Annotated in this window: 14 protein-coding genes; 7 read left to right on the top strand and 7 right to left on the bottom strand. The window is 71.3% G+C overall.

Translation table 11 applies throughout. The annotated features are described in order from the left end of the window. Positions 1-40 precede the first annotated feature (40 nt). The 3 genes from OV427_RS16095 (at position 41) to OV427_RS16085 (ending at position 5811) form a co-directional block, all read left to right on the top strand. The gene (locus OV427_RS16095; protein ID WP_267856999.1) at positions 41-1093 is read left to right on the top strand and encodes a Virginiamycin B lyase; all 1053 of its coding nucleotides are present in this window, start codon (positions 41-43) and stop codon (positions 1091-1093) included. Between the two features lie 198 nt (positions 1094-1291). Beyond that, on the top strand, positions 1292-4027 hold the full coding sequence (locus OV427_RS16090) for a hypothetical protein (protein ID WP_267856998.1): 2736 nt from the start codon (positions 1292-1294) through the stop codon (positions 4025-4027). A 50-nt stretch (positions 4028-4077) separates the two neighbouring features. Next, the gene (locus OV427_RS16085) at positions 4078-5811 is read left to right on the top strand and encodes a DUF4397 domain-containing protein (RefSeq protein WP_267856997.1); all 1734 of its coding nucleotides are present in this window, start codon (positions 4078-4080) and stop codon (positions 5809-5811) included. Between the two features lie 75 nt (positions 5812-5886). Here the strand turns inward: OV427_RS16085 and OV427_RS16080 are convergent, their stop codons facing one another. The 4 genes from OV427_RS16080 to OV427_RS16065 form a co-directional block, all read right to left on the bottom strand. Then, entirely contained in the window at positions 5887-6393 is a 507-nt protein-coding gene (locus OV427_RS16080) for a hypothetical protein (protein WP_267856996.1), read from the bottom strand. A 99-nt stretch (positions 6394-6492) separates the two neighbouring features. Next, positions 6493-7836: a short-chain fatty acid transporter gene (locus OV427_RS16075; RefSeq protein ID WP_267856995.1), complete on the bottom strand. Its 1344-nt coding sequence runs from the start codon at positions 7834-7836 to the stop codon at positions 6493-6495. Positions 7837-7962: 126 nt separating this feature from the next. Then, positions 7963-8655: a hypothetical protein gene (locus OV427_RS16070; RefSeq protein ID WP_267856994.1), complete on the bottom strand. Its 693-nt coding sequence runs from the start codon at positions 8653-8655 to the stop codon at positions 7963-7965. 171 nt (positions 8656-8826) lie between these two features. After that, positions 8827-10407, bottom strand: coding sequence for a PAS domain-containing sensor histidine kinase (locus OV427_RS16065; protein ID WP_267856993.1), 1581 nt, complete (start codon positions 10405-10407; stop codon positions 8827-8829). A gap of 186 nt (positions 10408-10593) precedes the next feature. Between OV427_RS16065 and OV427_RS16060 the strand changes: the two genes are divergently transcribed. Genes OV427_RS16060 through OV427_RS16050 form a run of 3 tightly spaced genes read left to right on the top strand, consistent with a single transcriptional unit; the run spans position 10594 to position 13287 of the window. Then, entirely contained in the window at positions 10594-12066 is a 1473-nt protein-coding gene (locus OV427_RS16060; RefSeq protein ID WP_267856992.1) for an ATPase domain-containing protein, read from the top strand. Positions 12067-12094: 28 nt separating this feature from the next. Then, a complete protein-coding gene (locus OV427_RS16055; protein ID WP_267856991.1) occupies positions 12095-12460 on the top strand; it encodes a response regulator in 366 nt (121 codons plus the stop codon). Between the two features lie 8 nt (positions 12461-12468). Next, positions 12469-13287 (top strand): hypothetical protein, encoded by an 819-nt coding sequence (locus OV427_RS16050; RefSeq protein WP_267856990.1) that lies wholly within the window; start codon positions 12469-12471, stop codon positions 13285-13287. Between the two features lie 15 nt (positions 13288-13302). Here the strand turns inward: OV427_RS16050 and OV427_RS16045 are convergent, their stop codons facing one another. From OV427_RS16045 to OV427_RS16035, 3 genes are read right to left on the bottom strand one after another with little or no spacing between them, the layout of a single operon-like run. Next, positions 13303-14190, bottom strand: coding sequence for a hypothetical protein (locus tag OV427_RS16045; RefSeq protein ID WP_267863599.1), 888 nt, complete (start codon positions 14188-14190; stop codon positions 13303-13305). Further along, positions 14187-14783, bottom strand: coding sequence for a tetratricopeptide repeat protein (locus tag OV427_RS16040; protein ID WP_267856989.1), 597 nt, complete (start codon positions 14781-14783; stop codon positions 14187-14189). The genes OV427_RS16045 and OV427_RS16040 overlap by 4 nt, the downstream gene beginning before the upstream one ends. Next, the gene (locus OV427_RS16035) at positions 14755-16830 is read right to left on the bottom strand and encodes a protein kinase domain-containing protein (protein WP_267856988.1); all 2076 of its coding nucleotides are present in this window, start codon (positions 16828-16830) and stop codon (positions 14755-14757) included. The genes OV427_RS16040 and OV427_RS16035 overlap by 29 nt, the downstream gene beginning before the upstream one ends. Positions 16831-16990: 160 nt before the next feature. Here OV427_RS16035 and OV427_RS16030 point away from each other — a divergent pair, with 160 nt between their 5' ends. After that, a complete protein-coding gene (locus OV427_RS16030) occupies positions 16991-17305 on the top strand; it encodes a hypothetical protein (protein ID WP_267856987.1) in 315 nt (104 codons plus the stop codon). Positions 17306-17309 lie beyond the last annotated feature (4 nt).

The raw sequence follows: 17309 nt of genomic DNA, 5'->3' as shown, positions 1-17309 counted from the left end.
TTGTCATTGTCGTTCGCCGTCCACCTTGGAGAAACACCTCATGTCTGTCCTTGCCCGTTCCTTCCTGAAGAAGTCGCTGCTCGCCGCCTCCACCCTGCTGCTGGGCACGCCCGTCCTCGCCCAGGAGGTTGGCGCCACCCTCAACAACCCCTTCGTGTGCCGCCGTCCGTCCGGCGTCGCCGGCACCTTCACCGAGTTCCCGCTGCCCACCGAGGAGGCCGGCCCCACGAGCATCACCGTCGGTCCGGACCTCAACCTCTGGTTCACCCAGACGGGCTCGGGCACCATCGGCCGCGTCACCCGTGACGGCGCGGTGACGGAATTCCCTCTGCCCACCGAGTTTTCCATTCCGCAGAAAATCACCCTCGGCTTCGACGGCAACCTCTGGTTCACCCAGCTCGGCGTGGACCAGGTGGGCCGCATCACCCCGCAGGGCGTGGTGACGGAGTTCCCCCTGCCCAACCCGGGCTCCGCGCCGTACGGCATCGCCGCGGGCCTGGATGGCAACCTCTGGTTCACCCAGGTGGCCGGCAACCGCATCGGCCGCATCACCCCCGCCGGCGTCGTCACCCAGTTCGCCCTGCCCACCTCGGAGGCCCAGCCCACCGCGATTGCCCTCGGCGCCGGAGGCAAGCTGTGGTTCACCGAGCTGCGCGGCAACAAGGTGGGAGCCATCACCACCGACGGTGTCCTCACCGAGTACCCGCTCCCCACCGCCAACGCGGGGCCTTCGGGCATCACCCTCGGTTGGGACGGGGCCATGTGGTTCACGGAGCAGTTCGCGGGGAAGATTGGCCGCATCACCGCGGACGGCACCCTCACCGAGTATGCCCTCCCGGACGCCAGCAGCGCCCCGGTGGACATCATCCCCGGGCCGGACGGCGCGCTCTGGTTCGTGGAGCTTCGCGGCAACAAGGTGGGCCGCATCGCCCTGAACGGCGGCATCACCGAGCACGCCATCCCCACGGCCGGCAGCCAGCCGGCGGGCATCGTCTTCGCCCCGCCGGGTTTCCTCTGCATGGACGCGCACCTGTGGTTCACCGAGCGCGCCGGCAACAAGCTGGGCCGCATCCGCGCCGTCACGGTCCCGTGAAACCGTGACAATGAAACCGTGACACAGTCTGGCTTCACGTCGCTGTCCTGACAGGAATTGGCTGTCACGGCTCGGTGAAAACAGACAGCAGGCCCCTTTTCGAGGGGCCTGCGCCCTCGCCTTCCAAGAAGCAAACGCGGTACAGAGCGCCGCGCTCGCGGAATGCCTGACATCGGGATTCCCAAGGAGGGACAGCTCATGTTGTTTGAGAGGAATTGGCACGCCCGCTGTCGGGCGCTCTGGGGGGGCCTGCTCGCGCTGTCCGTGGCCGTGGGTTGCTCGTCCGGGGAAGGGAAGGGCCCGGAGGTGCCGGTGGTGGTGGATGCGGATGCGCTCTGTGACGCGCCCGCGCGCTCCAGCGAGCACTTCCCGGTGCGAATCACCACGCCGGCCAGCGCCGCGCCCAAGGAGGTCTTCGGCACCCTGAAGGCGCGCGTGGACGCGCAGTGCGGCTCCTGCCACCGGGCTCCGGAGACGCGGGGCGGCTTCCAGTACGTTTCAGACTCCGAGGGCTTGAAGGTGGCGGCCCCGCGCATGGCGTCGTTGGCCTCGCAAGGCGCCATGCCGCCGCTGGCCACGGCGGACCAGGCGCGAGACGCCGCGGCCCTGGGCTGCGCGCTCGAGGCCTGGGCCGCGCAGGGCAGCCCGGAGACGGAGCCCTTCGAGGTGAAGTGCGGGCAGGAGGGGAGCACGGGCGGCGCCCGGCTTGCGTTCCCGGTGGCGCTGGGGATGACCGACCTGGGGCACTGCATCCCCGACATGGCGCGCCTGGGCGGCGATGCGGAGAAGGACGCGTACTTCGCGGGGCTCACCGAGCTGCCGCGCTCGCTGTCCGAGACGGACACCGACATCACCACCTTCAACGCGCTGAAGCTGGCCCGCCACGGCACCTTCGCCTTCGCGCCCACCTACCCCCTCTTCTCCGACCACGCGAAGAAGCTGCGGCTCGTCCACGTGCCGGCGGGGAAGTCCATCGCGTACGACGCCGCGACGAAGCGCTTCAAGATTCCCCCCAACACCCGCTTCTACAAGACGTTCTTCAAGGCGGTGACGGACCGCAACGGCGGCGTCGAGTACCGGCGCATCGAGACGCGGCTCATCGTCACCCGGGAGCGCTGGCAGGACGCCCTCTTCGGGACATACATCTGGAATGACGCGGGGACGTCCGCCGAGCTGCATGACCTGCGCTACCGCGACGGTTCGCCCTTCTCCGACCGCGTCCTCGTCTACACCTCGCACGAGGGGCGGGAGGATACGCGCAACTACGCCATCCCCGGCCGTCACCGCTGCGTCAACTGCCACACCGGCGCCGAGGGGCAGGACTTCGTCCTCGGCTTCACCCCGCTCCAGCTCAACCGCCGGGCGAAGGGCGAGGGCGGGCAGGATGCGAGCGTGGACGTGCTGGAGGACGAGCTGTCCCAGGTGGACCGGCTCATCCGCTACGGCGTCCTCACCGGCCTGCGCTCGGCGGCGGAGCTGCCGAAGCTGGAGGACCTGAAGCCCAGGGGCAGGGAGTACCGCAACGCGCACGAGCTGGCGCTGCAGGGCTACTTCGTCGGCAACTGCGCGCAGTGCCACAACCCCAATGGCTTCGCGGTGCAGAGCAACCCCTCCATCGCGGACCTGGACTTCTCCGCCGGCGGCGTGCTGCCCGGTTTCGACACGAACCGCATGGAGAGCAACAAGCAGAAGTACTACGCGGACATGCGCGCCGGCGTGGACTTCGAGCGCGATTTGCGCGCCGGCTCGCCCAACAGCACGCTGTACCAGCGCGTCACCCAGGAGGCCCACGAAGTCTACCTCCACATGCCGGCCAACGTGCCGGGCCGGGACTGCCGGCTGGTGTTGCTGGTGGCGAAGTGGCTCGGCTCGCTGGAGCGTCCCGGTGACGCCGCGCTGTCGTCCGCGGAGCGCGAGGCGGCCCGGAAGGCCCGCGTGAAGCTGGCCGAGGACGTCGTCTGGGAGACCTGCAAGGACCCGAAGGACGTGCGGTGGATTTCCGAGGACTTCACCGACCGGGTTCCCTATGAGCCACGCAACCTGGACTGGCGGCTGTCCATCCAGGAGGGCTCGCACCGGCACCTGCTGGACTACGCAATCAGCGAGCGCCACGTGCAGCTCGCCACGAAGCTCTTCCCCACCAGCTTCTGGGTCGCCCGGCCCGAGTGCGTCTTCGAGGACGCGCCGCCGCCAGCGCCGGTGGAGCCGTGGATGGTGGACGACCTGGGCAATCCCCGGCAGCCCTGGGGGGAGCTCTACTTCTCCACGCCCGGCGCGACGGTCTTCCAGGGCATCTGCTCCAACTGCCACGGGCGGACGGGCAACGGCCAGAGCGGCGCGGCCAAGGCGCTGATGGCCACCAGCGGCGCGCGCGTGGCCAACCTGGTTGCCGGCTTCTCCGGCCGGGGCGCTGGCGGTGAGAGCCACCTGCGCCCCTTCGAGGACGCGCTCGGCCCCCACGGCGGCGCGAAGTACCTCGTGTTCATGGGCACGGGCGGCACGAAGGTGGAGTTCCGGGATGCCTTCATGCAGGCCTGGGTGAAGTACGGCGAGGTGGACATCGACTTCTCGGGCGACGCCGTCGACTGGGCCCGGTGGGGGGCCAACATGCTCGGCGCGGCGCGTGGCGCGTGCGACCTGGTCCGCGTGGGCCGGTTCGGCACCGGCACCTCCTCCGAGCCCAAGAGCGGCAACCCGCGCGCCCTCGGCGGCGCCACCATGTGGAAGGACATCTGCACCGTCGACAACCCGCTCACCGACGCGGTTCGCAGCGGCGCCTCGCCGGCCTACGAGACGTGGCTGCGGCGCGCGGAGTTCAACGCGGGCGTCATGGCCTACTTCTACCTGAAGGACCACCTCTCCCAGGGCAAGCCCCCGGCCCTGCTGCGCAGTGAGTGCCACAAGCGTCAGGCCGCCACGGTGACTCCTCCGTGAGCCCCAGGCCTGGAGCGCCCACTTTTCTTCCTGGAGCGGGAGTACGTGCGATGAGACATGACTTGAGAGGGTTGCTGTTGGCGTTGGGGCTGTGCCTCGCCGTCGGCGGCACCGGCTGCGGCGATGACGACCCGAAGGAGGACGCGGGAGTCGTCGCCGACGCCGGGACGGACGCGGGCACCGACGCCGGGCGGGATGCCGGTACGGATGCTGGAGTCGACGCGGGCACCGACGCGGGGACGGATGCCGGAGTCGACGCGGGGACGGATGCCGGCACCGACGCCGGGACGGACGCCGGCCCGGATGCGGGCAGCGTGGCCTATGTCCGCTTCGTGAATGCGTCCCTGGGGCTGAAGGAGAACCCCAGCGACAGCGACAGCGCGCCGTGGAGACCGTACGCGCTGGACGTCCACCAGGGCGGCACGGAGCTGTTCGACGCGGTGGAGCCGGGGGACGCGGCGGTGACGGAGTACAAGGAGGTGCCCGCCGGCACGGCCCTCGAGTTCACCCTGCGCAACGCCGGGGGCGGCGCGTCGGCGGCGGTGCTCGCCACCTCGGGCTCCGTCACCCTCGAGACGGGCGAGCGGCTCACCCTGGTGGCCCTGGGCTTCTCCGACCGCGTGGAGCCGGACCGCGTGGAGCGGGCCCGGCTGCTGGCGCTGAGGGAAGCCTTCGATGCTCCGGCTTCCGGGCGGGCCCGGGTGCGCTTCGTCGCGGCGGACCGGGTGACGCTCATCCCGGAGCAGGGGCGCACACGCCGGCTGGGGCTGGAGACCGCGGCGGCCTCGCCCGTCTCCACCGTCAATCCCTACGCGGCGGACGCGGCCGGGGGCGTCGCCATTCCCATCACCACCCAGCGGCTGGTCATCTCCTCCTCGGGTGACACGGGCTTCGCGCCGTCCGTCAGCAAGCGCCTCTTCTTCACCGTGCCGGCCAGTACCCTGGCGGATGGCAGTGCGTGGTTCGCCATCCTCACCGGTGATGACCGGCGCCCGCTCGCGGACGAGGGCCAGCCCGCGATGCTGCTGGTGCGTGCCGGGCAGGCCCAGGTGCTCCGCCTGAAGAGAGATCCGCTGGTCTACTTCTTCAACGCGCTGCTGCCGACGACGCCCGACAATGACCCGTTCGTCCTCCAGGCGCTCCAGGGCACGGCGAAGGTGGCGGTGGGCATGGAGTTCAACTACTCGCCGGCCATTGGCGACCTGCCCGTCACCCAGACGGGCCACACGCTGCGGTTTGCCCGGAACGACGACGTCGACGCCACCGTGCTCGCGAGCGCGGACACAGGGCCCCTCCAGGCGGGCGGGCGCTACCTCGCGGTGGTGACGGGACGCGCGGGCCAGACGGGCGCGCTGGCATCCCGGCTCCTCGTCGTCCAGGACCGCTTCGCCGAAGGCGCGACGGATGCGCGGCTGCGGCTGCTCAACGCCATCCCCAACACCCCGGCGCAGGGCGCGGACTTCGGCTACTTCGACATCGCCAACGGCACGGACAAGGGGAACACCTTCACGCCCATGTTCACCGGCGTGAAGTACGGCGACCTCACCGGGCCCGAGAATGGAGTCGTCTTCCCCGCGCCCGTCACCACGGGGACGTCCCTGAGCTACTACGGCCTGCGGGCCCCCGGGAGCGACACCGCGCTGAGCGCGGCGGGCAACGCCATGGAGCGGCCCCACTTCGTCGTGCTGCTGGGCGATTGGGACACGGGCTTCCTGCTGTTCCTCGGCTTCAACGTCCGGGAGAACAGCTGGTCCGGCGTGGCGCCGTTCGACGTGTTCCAGTGAGCTGAAACACCGACGCCCGCCCGGGCCTTCTCGGGCTCGCGGGCGGGCGTCGTGGACGTCAGGGTGCTGCGTGCTTCAGTTGACCTTGACCTGGACTTCCTTGAGGACCTGGTCGCCGCGCATCACCACCACCGTCCAGTTGCCCGGCTTGTTCAGCCGCACGCCGGTCCACTGACGCGCGCGCCAGCCGTCGCCCTTGACCTTCACGTCCTTCGTCTCGCGCACGACGTTGCCCTGCTTCGTCTGCACCATGATGTCTTCGACGGAGTCACCCTGCGGCACCAGGTAGGCCTGCCACAGCATGACGTTGGTGCCGGCCTTGATGCCGTCGGCGCCTACCTCGGCGGTGCACTCGAACTTGTTGGCACCTTCCTTGGCCACCTCGGTGCAGAGCTTGGCCTCCACCAGCACGGGCCCCTGGCTCTGGCCCTTGTAGAAGTAGTTCCAGGTGTCGCGAATCGCGTCCGCGCTCGGCACCTTCGCGGGCTCCTTGGCGGGCGCCTCGGCGGCGTCCTGCGCCATGGCCAGCGACGACATTCCCAGCACCGCGCACACCACGCTCCGGGTCAGCATCTTCTTCATGTCTCGGGGTCCCCTCGTTTGTGTTGGTGACGGGCCTGCCTCCCGGGCCTGCCTGTCTGCCCGCTGTCTACCACGGAACAGCCCGTGTGTGCCCGTGCCTCACCCGAAGAGGAAGAAGGCCAGCGTCACCAACGGCAGGTAGGCCAGGAAGGCCACCAGGAGGAAGCCGAGGATGTCCTTGAACTCCAACCGCGCCACGCCCAGCAGCGGCAGCGCCCAGAAGGGCTGGATGAGGTCGGTGGCCATGTCGCCCCAGGCGTATGCCAGCACCACCTTCTCCGGCGCCACGCCCAGCGTCTTCGCCGCGTCGAGGAGGTAGGGTGCTTCAATCGCCCACTTGGAGCCGCCGGACGGGACGAAGTAGTTCACCACGCCGCTGTAGAGGTAGACGATGGCGGGGAACGTCTCGCGGGTGGAGAGCGACACGAACAGCTCGCCAATCTGGTCCGTCAGGCCGGTGGCCTTGAAGATGCCGTAGATGCCGGCGTACAGCGGGAACTGGAGGACGATGCCGTGCAGCACGCCGGCGGCCTCCTCGCTGGCCTTCAACAGCCGCGCGGGCGTGCCGTGCAGCAGCACCGCCAGGACGAGGAAGGTGAAGTTCACCACGTTGAGGTTGAGCGCGCGCCAGCCGCCGTTCATCCACAGGTGGCGCCCCAGCCACAACAGGCCGAGGCCGCCGAAGATGAGGTTGAGCAGCCGCGAGTGGTCCATCCAGAGGGCGGGGCTCGTCTCTTTCGGACGCTCGGGCGGGACGAAGTCTCCGAGCTTCTCCAGCACCGCGGGGTCCACCCGCACCACGTTCTCCGGCTTCGGATGGAGCGCCCATGCGAGGAGCGTCAGCCCGGCCACGACGACGACGGTGAGGCCCACGTTGAACGGCGAGAACAGCGTCCTGTCGATGGGCAGCACGCCGATGCTCTTCTCCAGGAAGTGGCCGGGCGTGGCGACGAGCAGCGGCGCGGAGGCGGACAGGCCCGCATGCCACGTGGCGCCGAGGCCGAAGTAGGCGCACGCGACGAGCAGGCGGTAATCCACGTCCGGCCGGCGGCGCGCCATGAAGCGCACCAGCATGGCGCTGGCCACCAGGGACAGGCCCCAGTTGATGTACGCCAGCGCCATGGAGACGAAGGCCATCAGCGCCACCGTGCCGCGGGGCGTGTGCGCGAGCCCCGCCACGCGCTCCAGCAGCGTGCGCACCGGGCGGGTGAGGGCCAGCAGGTAGCCGGTGAACATCACCAGCGCCATCTGCATGGAGAAGGTGAGCAACTCCCAGAAGCCGCCGCCCCACGCGTCGAGGACCGCAGGGGGCGCCGCGCCCGCCCAGCCCATGGCGAGGCCCATGGTGAGCAGGCTGAGCAGGACGGCGATGGCGAAGGCGCTGGGCACGAAGCGCGCGGAGAAGCGGCCGAGTCCTTCTGCGATGCGGACGAGGGTCTCCACGCGGCGGGCGCTCCTGGCGGTGCCTGGCCGGGACCAGGCAGGGGAGGGCAGTTCTACACTCCGCGCCGTTCACCGTGGGTGGGGATTCGGCGGGCGCTGCGTGAGGCGCCCGCGTCCGCCCGCCGCTCAGCGCCCGCTACCGCCGTAGGCCTTCACCTGCGAGTCCAGTTGCTGCCACCTTGCCTGGGACTGCCGCTGGGTCTGGAGCAGTGCATCCACCTCGCGCTGCGTCTCCCACGCCTCGCTCCGCGCCTTCGCGAGGTTGTCCGCGAAGGTCTTGCCGTCGAGCTCCTGGGCCCGGACGTCGCCGCTGTGGAGGAGCGCCTGGTACTCCGTCTGCGCCAGCTCCGCGTCCGCCACCGCCAGCTCGCGTGCCCGCATCTTCTCCATCGCCTCGCGCGTCGCCACCACCTGCTCGCGGAACTCGACCTCGGCCTGGGCCGCCTGGAACTCCAGGTCCGCATCCTTCAGCCCCTGCTGTGCCCGGGCGCTGTCGTTGGCCTGGCCCGTTTCCCGCGCCGCCTTCAGCGCGCCTTCTTCCGCTTCCCGGCTCGCCTTCGCGGCCTTCTCGTTGGTCTTCGCCACCTCCAGCTCGCGCTTCCCGTCCTCCAGCGACACCCGGGCGCGCGTCGTCTCGTCCACCGCCTTGCTCTGGGTGATTCGCGCCTTGTGTACCGGCTCCATCTGCGCCGGAGGCACGCGTGCCAGCCACGCCTCGTCCACCTTCGTGCTGGCCCGCTCCGAGCTACAGCCCCCCAGCCCCAGCAGGACCGCGCCCAGCAGTCCCGCGAGGACCCGATGCCCACCCGCTTGGACCATGTCTTCCTCCCATGCCGTGTGCCCTGTCCTCACGGTAGGCATGTGCCGGTCGCCGGACACCACCTCGCGGTCTCCCCGCCCGTGGACACCGGGCGCCCGCAGGCCCGCTCCCGTGTCTCCACGCGTGCACACAGGGCCCGGGCGCGTCAGGCGCTCTCCGGGCGGCCTGCTTCAGACGCGTTCCTCCTGCTGCATGCGCGTGGCCAGCACCGGCAGGGAGACGTGGAACGCGGAGCCGCGCCCCAGCTCGCTCTCCACCCAGATGTGCCCGCCGTGCCGGTCGATGATGTCGCGGCAGATGTAGAGCCCCAGCCCCAGCCCTCCGAAGCCCGACACCGGCGCGTTGCGCGCACGGAAGAAGCGCTCGAAGAGATGCGCCAGCTCCTCCTTCGGAATGCCGATGCCCGAGTCCGCCACCGTCACGACGGCATCCCCTCCGGAGTGCGTGAGCGACACGCGCACCGCCCCGCCCAGCGGGCTGTACTTCAGCGCGTTCTCCAGCAGGTTCGTCAGCACCTGCGACAGCCGGCCACGGTCCCCCTGGATGAGCACGTCCTCCTCGGGGCCCTCGTACGTGAGCGGGTGCTGCGCGTCGCTGACCGCGCGGAAGTCGGAGAACACCTCGCGCACCAGCTCCGGCAGCGACATGGGCATGCGCTGCAGCTCCATCCGCCCCTCGCCCACGCAGGACGCGTCCAGCAGGTCGTTCACCAGCGCCGACAGCCGGCGCACCTGTCCCAGCGCCTTGTCCACGCGCCCGGGCGTGACGGGCTGGTCCGACTCCAGCGCCTGCTTCAGCAACTGGAGGTTCAGCCGCAGCGGCGTCAGCGGCGTCTTCAGCTCGTGCGAGGCGATGGAGAGGAAGTCGTCGCGCACCTGGATGGCCTCGTTCGCGTCGCGAAGGAGTTGCTCGCGCTCGCGCTCCGCCTGCACGCGCGCGGAGACGTCCCGGAAGCTCCAGACGCGGCCGGTGATGACGCCGCGCTGCCGCTGGGGCAGCGAGTAGCGCTCCACGGTCCGCCCGTCGCGCAGCTCGACGGTGTCGAAGCTCTCCTCCCACGGGGTGTCATAGAGCGCCTGCACGCGCGCCATGAAGCCCTCCGGGTCCTTCAGCTTGCCTCTCACCTCCCGGAGCAGCGGCGCGTCCCGCGTGCCCACCTGTGTCATGTCGAGCTCCCAGATTTGATGGAAGCGGCGGTTGCAGGCCCGGATGCGGCCGTCGAGCCCCACCACCAGCAGCCCGTCCGCCGTCGACTCGAGCGTGGCCTCCAGCAGCGCCACCGTGCGCTCCAGGTGCTCCTGCGTCCCGCGCTGCGCGGTGACGTCCACCATGATGCCGCGCAGCCGCGCGGGCCGCCCGTCCGGGTCGGTCATCACGGTGACGAGGTCTCGAAGCCAGACGACCTGCCCGTCGGCCGCCAGCATCCGGTACTCGAACTCGTGGGGCAGGCACTGCTCCGCCGCTTCACGGCAGTAGGACGCCGCCCACTCGCGGTCATCCGGGTGCAGGTGCTCCACCCAGAAGTCCGGCTCCTCGTACCAGCGCCGCACCGGGTACCCGAGCAGCCGCTCCGCCTGCTTGCTCACGAGCGTGAAGCGGAAGGACGGGTCGGCCTCCCAGACGATGCCGTCGATGCTGTCGATGAGCTCCTCGTGCTCGCGCCAGACCTGGGACAGCTCCCGCGCCGTCTCGTGGCCGTCCGGGGGACCTGACGCAGGGGGGCCCGCCGGGGCTGGCTGGATGTCCGCCATGGCTCGCGTCCTCCATGCACCAACATTCCGTCGGTGAGGGGGGCGCCGCATGGCCGCGTTTCACGGGCGCCGCCCCGGGCCCCAGGCGGCCAGTGGGGCGCGTGGCGAACACGTGCCCACCGGTGTGCGACGTTTCGGTTTCAATAGAGGGGCGCGTCGTGGGCGTTTACGGTATGAGCGGCCATCATGTCCTCTTCCGAGCAGCCCGCGAGAGCGGATGCGCGTGTGTCCACGGGTGTGCCAGGGCTCGACTCCGTGCTGGGCGGCGGCCTGGTTCCATCCGGCGTCTACATCGTCGTGGGCGAGCCCGGCGCGGGGAAGACACTCCTCGCCAACCAGCTCTGCTACCACCAGGCGCGAGGGGGCGCCCGCTGCCTCTACGTCACGCTGCTGGCCGAGTCCCACGCGCGCATGCTCGCGAACATGCGCGACATGGCCTTCTTCGACCCCGCGCTGCTGCCCGAGGGCGTCTACTACGTCAGCGGCTTTCGCACGCTGGAGGAGCAGGGGCTGCCGGGGCTCCTGGAGCTGTTGCGGCGCGAGGTGCGCAACCACAACGCCAGCATCCTCGTGCTGGACGGGCTGGTGCAGGCGCAGGAGGCGGCCGGCAGCAACCGCGACTTCAAGAAGTTCATCCACGAGCTGCAGGTCGCCGCGAGCCTGGCGCGCTTCACCTCGCTGATGCTCACCAGCGACGGCCCCACCCTCCACCCCGAGTACACCATGGTGGACGGCATCCTGGAGCTGCGCGAGCGCACCGCGGGGGTGCGCTCCTGGCGTGAGCTCCAGGTGCGCAAGTTCCGCGGCAGCGCCACGCTGTCCGGCGTCCACAACTTCCGCGTCACCAGCGCGGGCCTGGAAGTCTTCCCGCGCCTGGAGGCGCGCGTGCGCCGCGCGCCGCCGCCGGACCCGGGCGCGCACCGCGTGCACTTCGGCATCCACTCGCTGGACGCGCTCTTCCCGGAGGGGCTGGCGGCGGGCTCCACCACGCTCGTGCTCGGCCCCCCGGGGGTCGGCAAGACGATGATGGGCAGCAGCCTGCTCGCCGAGGGACTGAGGCAGGGCGAGCCGTGTCTCTACATGGGCTTCTACGAGCCGCCCAACCGCCTGCTCGCCAAGGTGGCGTCCGCGGGCATCGACCTCAAGGGGGCGGTGGAGGATGGGCGGCTGAACCTCATCTGGCAGCCGCCCGCGGAGTGCATCCTCGACGTGCTGGCGGACCAACTGCTGTCGGACGTGCGCAAGCGCAAGGTGAAGCGCGTCTTCGTGGACGGGCTGAGCGCGATGAGCCAGTCCACGCCGGAGTCGTCGCGGATGGCGTCGTTCTTCGCCGCGCTCACCCAGGAGTTGCGCTGCGAGGGCACCACCACCCTCTTCGGCCTGGAGACGCCCCGGCTCTTCGGTCCGGTGCTGGACGTGCCGCTGGAGACGGGGCCCTCTGCTGTGGCGGAGAACCTCTTCTTCCTGCGACACGTCGAGCTCGAAGGCCGGCTGCGCAGGCTGCTGTCCATCTTCAAGCTCCGAGACACCGACTACGACCCGACCCTTCGAGAGTTCGTCATCTCCCGTCAGGGCATCGAAGTGATGCCCCCCTTCAGCGTCACCGTGGACACCCTGCTGACGGGCCTTGCCCGGCACCCGGGTGGTGGCCATTCCTGAACAAACCTCGAGGAGTAGCGCCGCCCGTATGGAGACGGTCCTGGTGGTGGATGACGAGCAGGGCATCCTGGAGGCCCTGGCGGACCTTCTCCGAGAGGAGGGCTACCGCGTCGTGACGGCCTCCCATGGCCGCGAAGCGCTGGAGCGGATGGCGGAGCTTCGTCCCGACCTCGTCCTCACCGACTGGATGATGCCGGTGCTGGACGGCCCGGCCCTCATCGGGCGCATCCGCGCCGAGCCGGCCTTCCAGGGCGTGGCGCTGCTGGGCATGAGCGCGGTGGACGTGTCGTCCCTGCGCCGCCTGTACCCGGACGTGCCCTTCCTCCAGAAACCCTTCGACATCACCGCGCTCATGCGTCAGGTCCGAAAGGCCCTGGACTCGCGGCGGCTCTGAAAGGCCCCATGCTCTACCTGCTCAAGCTTGGCCCCGTGCCCCTCAGCCAGGGCACCACCCAGGTCTACCTGCGCATCTCCGACACGGGGGAGCCGTCCGCTCCCGTCTTCGAGGCGGAAGACGAGGCGGGAATGCGGGCGCTGCTGGACGGAGTGGACGTCGCGGACGTGCGCTGCGAGCCGGACCTGGCCGAGGCGGGGGCAACGCTCGGCGTGCAGGTGGAGGAGCCGCCCCAGGCGGCGCTCTCGTCGCGCGCGGCCATCGCCACCTTCCTCGCGTGGGGCCAGCGGGGGTTGTCCGGGCTCGGCTCGGACAAGGCCCTCCTCTTCGTGCAGGCGTCCACGGAGTACTGGGATGCGAAGCCGTGGACGCACTGGGACGACAGCCAGCCCTTCGAGGTGGCGGTCTCCGGGCCGCTGACGCACACCTTCGAGGGCTGCGTGTTCCACACCGGGGACGGCCGCGCGGGGCTGGCGCTGTACTACAAGCCCGGTGCGCTGCAGATGCTGATGGAGATGCAGGCGCGCGGCCAGGGTGAGGCGGCCACGCAGTTGCCCGCCATCGCCGTCACGTTGGACACGTCCCCCGCGTACGCGGTGGAGGCGCTCTCCTCCGCGGGCCGCGTGCCCCGCCTGCCCATGCCGCTGAAGACGGGGCCGGACGGCATCAGCGTGCCCAACCCGACGGAGGCGGTGCTGCTGGTGGCCGCCCTGCGCGCCGTGGCTCGGCTGTCTCCCGCCCAGCAGGAGGTGCTCAGCACCGTGGTGGCGGGGGAAGCGCAGATGGAGGTGCGCGTGCGCGCCCCCGCCCCGCGCGTCCGGCACTGAGTCACCGGGCGCTGCTCACAGCGAGCACTGACTGTTGCGACACGTGAGGATGCCGCAGGCAGCGCAGGTGGCGCCGTTGCGGCCGCAGGCGTCGTTCGTGGTGCCGTTCCGGCAGACATTGCCCTGGCAGCAGCCGGCGCAGGTGTCCGGGTCGCAGACGCAGGTATCCCCCTCGCAGCGCTCGCCCTCGCCGCAGGGCGTGCCCCGGGTGCCGCACGAGCAGGCCCCGCTCGCGGTGCACTGGTTCGCGCGTCCGTCGGCGACGCAGTCGACACACTCCAGGCCGCTGCCACCGCAGGCCCTCGCCGAGGTGGTGGGCACGCACGCGCCGCCAGGCTGGACGCAGGTGGTGCAGACGCTGCCGCCCGCGTCTGGCAGGCCCGCGTCCGGCGTTCCGGCGTCCGGCGTTCCGGCGTCCGGCTCCCCGGCGTCCGGGTTGCCTCCGTCCGTGGTTCCCCCGTCGGGCTCTCCGGCGTCCGGCGTGCCTCCGTCCGGCGTGCCTCCGTCCGGCGTGCCTCCATCCGGCTGGGGACCGGGCTCGTCGGGAATGGGCGACAGCGTCAGCCGGAGCTCCAGCTCCTCGCCCTTGCGCGGCGTGGCCTCCACGCGCGTGCGGGCGAAGGGCACGCCATTGGTGAGCGCGTCCACCTGGAGCTCGAAGGGAACGCCGGGCGGCGTGTTGAAGCGCAGTCGCAGCGTCTGCTCTCCGGAGAAGGGCGCTCCCTCCTGCTCGGGACGGCGCTCGGGGCCGAACCAGGGCTCGCCGTCGCGCAGGCCGCGCAGCTCCAGTTGGGTGGCCCCATCCGCGCCCTCGACGCGCAGGAAGAGGGACGTGCTGTCATCGCCGCACGACACGGCGGCGGTCAGCAGCAGCGCGAGGAGTGCCCGGGAGGCGCGGCTCATGGAACCGTCACCGTGCCCAGGTTGGCGCGCGGCTCATTCGAGCGCGTGAGCAGCGCCGTGGTGGTGGCCCCGACGGCGACGACCCCCACGCCCGCCCAGAACCACTTGCTGCGCAGGAAGGCGGGGACGGAGGAAGGACGCTCCGCGGGCTGCGCCTCGGGTGTCAGGGGCACGGCGAGCGGCGGGCCCTGCCTGGACTTCTGCTGCTCCAGCTCGGCCTGCTTCGCCTCCATCGTCTGGATGAGCTCATTGACGAGCGGCGCGTCCGGCGACTCCGGGTCCAGCGCGAGGTAGCGGCGGTAGAAGAACGCGGCACGCTCGTACTGGCCGAGCTGCCGGTGGCACTGGCCGATGTTGAAGAGGAGCGCGGGCTCCGGCACCAGCCGGTAGGCCTCCGAGTAGCCGCTCAGCGCGTCGTTGAAATTCCCGAGGTCGTACTCGCGCTGCGCGTAGTCGAAGAGGACGCGGGCGGCGGCCTTGGGGTCCTCCTTGCCGGCGGCCCCCGGCTTCGGCGGCGCGGCGGACGCGGCGGCGACGAAGAGGGGCAGGGCGACCAGCAGCCAGCTACTTGCGGAACGGATTGAGGAGGCCATCGGTGGACTGGAGTCTAGCGCCTCGCCTGGGCCCCGCCGGTGCCTTGCCGCCCGTCGCGGCTTTATTGGGAGCCAATGTCACCTCGACGTGGGCGCCTTCCTCGGGTTTCGCCACCGCCTGCGCCGGCTGATAACCCCGAAGCTCGAAGCGCAGGGTGCGCGGCTCCGTCACGGGGAGCTGGAGCGGGGTGACGCCGAGCGTCTCGCCCGTGTCGTCCTGAATCACCCGCGCGCCGGCCGGTGTCGTGCGGACCTGGAGCACGACTTCAGCCACGGCGGATGGAGGCACGGCCGGGGTCGCCGGGCCTTGCGCGGCGAGGGCACCCTGGGGGCCCGCCGCGCCTCGCGGGGCCGCTGCTCCCGGCTCCACCGCCGTGCCCTGCACGGAGACGCCCGGCGGCATCGGGGCGCCCGGTGCTTCCGCGCGCGACCACACGACAGCGCCCGGAATGGCGAGCAGCGCCACGCCCGCCGCCGCAACCCAGGGCCAGCGCTGGCGCTTGCGGGCCGCGGGCCCCGTCACCCGCACCAGCATGGGGGCGGGGGGCTCTCCGCGCACCGGTACCGGCACGGCGGGAATCACGAGCGGAATGGGCTCATGCGCGAAGAGCCGCAGCGCCTGCGCGAGCGCGTCCATCGAAGCGAAGCGGTCCTCCGGCGCCTTCGCCAGGCAGCGCAGCACCACGGCCGCGAGCCCGGGCGGAATCGGCTCACCCGCCGGAGTCACCTCGGGCAGCGGCGGCGGGGGCCGGACGATGAGGTCCACCGCCCACGTGCCCAGGTTCGTCGGCTCGAAGGGGCGCCGCCCGGCGAGCAATTCGTACAGCACCGTGCCCACCGCGTAGAGGTCCGCGCGCCCATCCACCTCCAGGCCCGACGCCTGCTCCGGCGCCATGTAGCCCGGGGTGCCAATCACCGCGCCCGCGAAGGTGTCCGGGTTCTGCGCGAGCCGCCCCGTAGTGAGCTTCGCCACGCCGAAGTCGAGCACCTTCACGAAGTCCGGCTCGCTGCCCCGCGTCGTCACGAAGACGTTGTCCGGCTTGATGTCGCGGTGGACGACGCCCGTGCGGTGCGCCGCTCCGAGCGCCGCGCAGAGCTGCTCGACGATGCGCACCGACCGACGCACGGCGAGCGTCTCGCGCTGGAGCAATTCCCGCAGGCTGGCGCCCTGGAGCAGCTCGAGCACGCAGTAGATGCGCGCAAGCGCCTGGGCGGGAGCGGGCTCCTCCACGAAGTCGAAAATCTCCACGATGTTCTCGTGGTTGATGGCGTTGACCGCCCGCGCTTCCTGGAAGAAGCGCTGCACCAGCGAGTGGTCCACCACGTGCTGGGGCTTCAGGATCTTCACCGCCACCGGCCTGTCCAGCCGCACGTGCCGGGCCTCGAACACCACGCCCATGGCCCCCTCGCCGATGATCCGCTCGAGCCGGTAGGTGCCGAGCACCTCGCCGAGGTTCGCCACCGGGCTCGTCCCGGCCGTGGGCGGCGGGGGCACAGGCGTCGCCGGAGGTGGAGGCGTGCGGAACCACGTCGCCTCCAGCCCGCCCAGGTCCAGCGCGGCGCGAAGGGCCCGCCGCGCTTCCTCCAGGTCCGCGAACCGCGCCTCCGGCTCCGCGTCCAGACAGCGGAAGAGCGGCGCATTCAGGCACGCCACCTCGCCTTCCAGCGGCCGCAGCGGCGCGCCGGGCGGCCTGCCGGACGCGGCTTCATAGAGGAGCGCCCCGAGCTGCCGGACGCACTCCCGGGGCTCCGCGGGCGCGGCCCCCACACCGGGCGCGAGCGACGCGGACAGCCGCGCCAGCCCGTCCTCCAGCACCACCCGGTCCGCCGTCAGCGCGCTCCCCGAGGGCGCACCCGCCTGCTCCAGGAAGCAGCTCAGCGGCTCGACCAGCTCCAGCACCTCGCGCGACGACAGCTGACCGAAGCCACGCAGGTACGCGCCCAGCGTGCGTGCCGGTGGTGGCGTGGCGTGCACGGTGGGAGCGTCTAGTGGTGGTGGCGTGGACTCGTCGCGCCGGGCACCCGGTGAATCTTCGGTCGATGACATGCGCTGACAGCGGCATTGTGAAGCCGGGCTGCCCTGTCATGCAAGCCGGCGGGGCCGCTGTCCTCGGTTGGACGAATAACGCGAGGGGGGCGGGTAGCCAACCCGATGAGGCAGGACCTAGCTTGCGGGCCGCGTGGGGCCGGTGGCGCCTGGAGGCAACATGGAGACCCTTTCCCGGTCGGTCTACGACAGCGCCTTGAATCGCCAGCTCCAGTTGCTGCGCGAGGTGCTGGCCACGCAGCAGCTCGACGCGGAGGCGGTGGAGGCCCTGGAGGTGCTGACGCGCCGGCTCGCGGACCGCGGCCAGCGCCTGCGCATGCTGGGGCAGATGCTGAAGGGGACGCCTCCCCCCATGGCGGCGGCCGTCGAGCCCGTCACGCCCGCGTACATCAAGGCCACCGTGGAGCGCTCCGACGCGGAGCTCCTCCAGGAGCTGCCCGCGCTCATCGAGCGACTCCGCGCGAAGGGTTCCTGAGGAC

The organism is Pyxidicoccus sp. MSG2, from assembly GCF_026626705.1.
In the GTDB taxonomy this organism is placed as follows: domain Bacteria; phylum Myxococcota; class Myxococcia; order Myxococcales; family Myxococcaceae; genus Myxococcus.
This window is presented reverse-complemented; position numbering and strand designations above follow the sequence as displayed.